The following is a 2365-nucleotide window of genomic DNA, read 5'->3' as shown; positions in this document are numbered from 1 at the left end:
CTCCCTGTTTGCGTAGAGGAGTACATGGCCGATATCGCGGTGATCTTCGGGTTCACCCTGACCGAGCTATCTGCCATGAACCTGGATGAGCTGGTGCACTGGCGCGAGCGCGCCCGAGTTCGAAGTGGAGCCGAATCGTGATGTATTTCCCCCAGGGCGACGTTGATGGCCACGGCCATCGCCGGTTCGCCGGCGCGTCGGTGCACGCATGAGCGGCGGCAACTTGCGCCTGCAGGTCATTCTGCAGGCGCTGGACCAGGCCAGCGCACCGTTTCGCAAGATCATGGCCGGCAGCAAGGGGCTGTCCGGAGCGTTGCAGGAACAAAACGCCACCCTGCGCCGGCTCAATGCCGCTCAGCGCGATGTCAGCGCCTTCCGCCAGGCCCAGCAGGCCACCCGCTCGCTGCAGGCTGCCCACCAGGAGGCCACCACTAAGGTGCGGCAGCTGGCCGGGGAGATTGCACGAGCCGGGGTGCCCACCCGCGCGATGAGCAAGGCCTTTGTCGAGGCCAAGCGCACCGCTGCCGCGCTCAAGGGCCAGCACCAGCAAAGCGAAATCCAGGTGCAGCGCCTGCGCAGCGGGCTGGAGCGAGCCGGTATCAGCACCCAGCACTTGGGCAGCCATGAGCGCCAGCTGCGCGCCGACATCGCTGCCACCACCGCCCAGATGGAGCAACAGCGCGGCCGCCTGGCCGCCCTAGATGCGGCCATGGCCCGGAGCCGCAAGATTCACAGCGCAGGGATGACGGCGGCGGCCAGCGGGACCGGTATCGCCCTGGCCGCTGCTACCGCACTGCGTGCGCAGGCCTTCCCGGTTGCACAGGCCATGTCCTTCGAATCGGCCATGGCCGACGTAAAGAAGGTCGTCGACTTCGAGTCGCCTGAAGCGTTTAAGCTGATGGGCCGCGATATCGAGGATCTGTCCCGTTCGTTGCCAATGGTGCCGGCCGATATTGCCAAGATCGTCGCTGCCGCAGGTCAAGCCTCCATTCCCCGGCAGGAGCTGGTGCGCTTTGCTGAGGACGCGGCCAAGATGGGCGTAGCCTTTGACAGCACCGCCGAAGAGGCTGGCCAGACCATGGCCACCTGGCGCACTGCCTTCCGCATGGGCCAGGACGATGTGGTCGAGCTGGCCGACAAGATCAACTATCTGGGCAATACCGGCCCGGCCAACGTCCAGAAGATCAGCGATGTGGTCAACCGCATCGGTGCACTGGGCGAGGTGGCCGGCCTGGGCAGCGGGCCGCTGGCGGCGCTGGGTGCCACTGTGGCCGGCATGGGCATTGAGTCGGAAGTCTCGGCCACCGGCATCAAGAACATGCTGCTCACCCTGTCTTCGGGTGAGGGCGCCACCAAGCGCCAGGTCGCTGCCTTTGAACAGCTGGGCCTGAAGGCCAGCGACATGGCCGACGCCATGCAGGCTGACGCGGGCGGGGCGATCTTGCAGGTCCTGGAAAAGCTCAAGCAGCTGCCCAAGGCCCAGCAGGCGGCGACCATGACCCAGCTGTTTGGTCGCGAATCCATTGGTGCGATCGCACCTCTGCTGACCAACCTGGAGCTACTCCAGGGCAACTTCGACAAGGTGGCCGATGCGCAGCAATACGCCGGCTCGATGAGCAATGAGTATGCCGCACGTGTGGCCACCTCTGAGAATGCCGTACAGCTGCTGCGCAACAGTTTCCAGGTGCTGGCCCAGGGCATCGGCGAAACGCTGCTGCCGGACTTCAAGGCCCTGGCCACCAAGACCGGCGAAGTGGTCGGCAGAATCATCGAATGGGTGCGTGCCAACCCCGAACTCACCAAGACCATCGCCAAGGTTGCGGTGATCGGCACCGCGTTGGCCACCGCCTTGGGTGGCCTGCTGATGGCCGGCGGCATGGGTGCGATGGCCCTGACCCAGGTGCACAAGGCCGCCCTGCTGCTCAGTGGCGGCGGCGGTGTGGGCAAGCTGGTGGGCCAGGTGCTGTCGCTGGGCGGGCGCGCCTTCCCGATGCTGCTCAATGTGGGCCGCATGCTGTTGCCACTGCTCGGTGGCATCAGCCTGCCGGTGCTGGCCATCGGCGCGGCCATCGGTGTTGTGGCCGCTTTGGTGTGGAAGTACTGGGAGCCGATCAAGGCCTTCATGATTGGGACATGGCAGGGCATCGTCGATGTGGTGAGTCCGATCATGGATGAGCTGGCCACCGCGCTGGAACCACTCGGCCCGGTGTGGGACACGGTGTCTACCGCGATGGGCAAGGCATGGGACTGGGTGAAGAAGCTCTCTGCCCCGTTCCAGGCCACCAGCGAGCAGCTGCAGGGCGCCAGCGATGCCGGCCGTGGCTTTGGCCAGATCCTGGGCACGGTGCTGACGGTCAACCTGCAG

General features: G+C 65.9%; 2 protein-coding genes. Both read left to right on the top strand.

The genetic code is table 11. The annotated features are described in order from the left end of the window. Nucleotides 1-24: 24 nt before the first annotated feature. A complete protein-coding gene (locus tag G4G00_RS21655; protein WP_164276610.1) occupies nucleotides 25-141 on the top strand; it encodes a GpE family phage tail protein in 117 nt (38 codons plus the stop codon). Nucleotides 142-208: 67 nt separating this feature from the next. Next, on the top strand, nucleotides 209-2365 hold a 2157-nt coding region (locus G4G00_RS21650; protein WP_164276607.1), incomplete at its 3' end, for a phage tail tape measure protein.

It is taken from the genome of Stenotrophomonas sp. B1-1, assembly GCF_010894375.1.
GTDB lineage: Bacteria > Pseudomonadota > Gammaproteobacteria > Xanthomonadales > Xanthomonadaceae > Stenotrophomonas.
The sequence above is the reverse complement of the archived record's forward strand: the minus strand, read 5'-3'. Positions and strand labels throughout refer to the sequence as shown.

What these genes read in the sequence shown, in the direction of transcription:
- G4G00_RS21655 (WP_164276610.1), top strand. Translation starts at nt 25, where the DNA reads ATGGCCGATATCGCGGTGATCTTCGGGTTCACCCTGACCGAGCTATCT.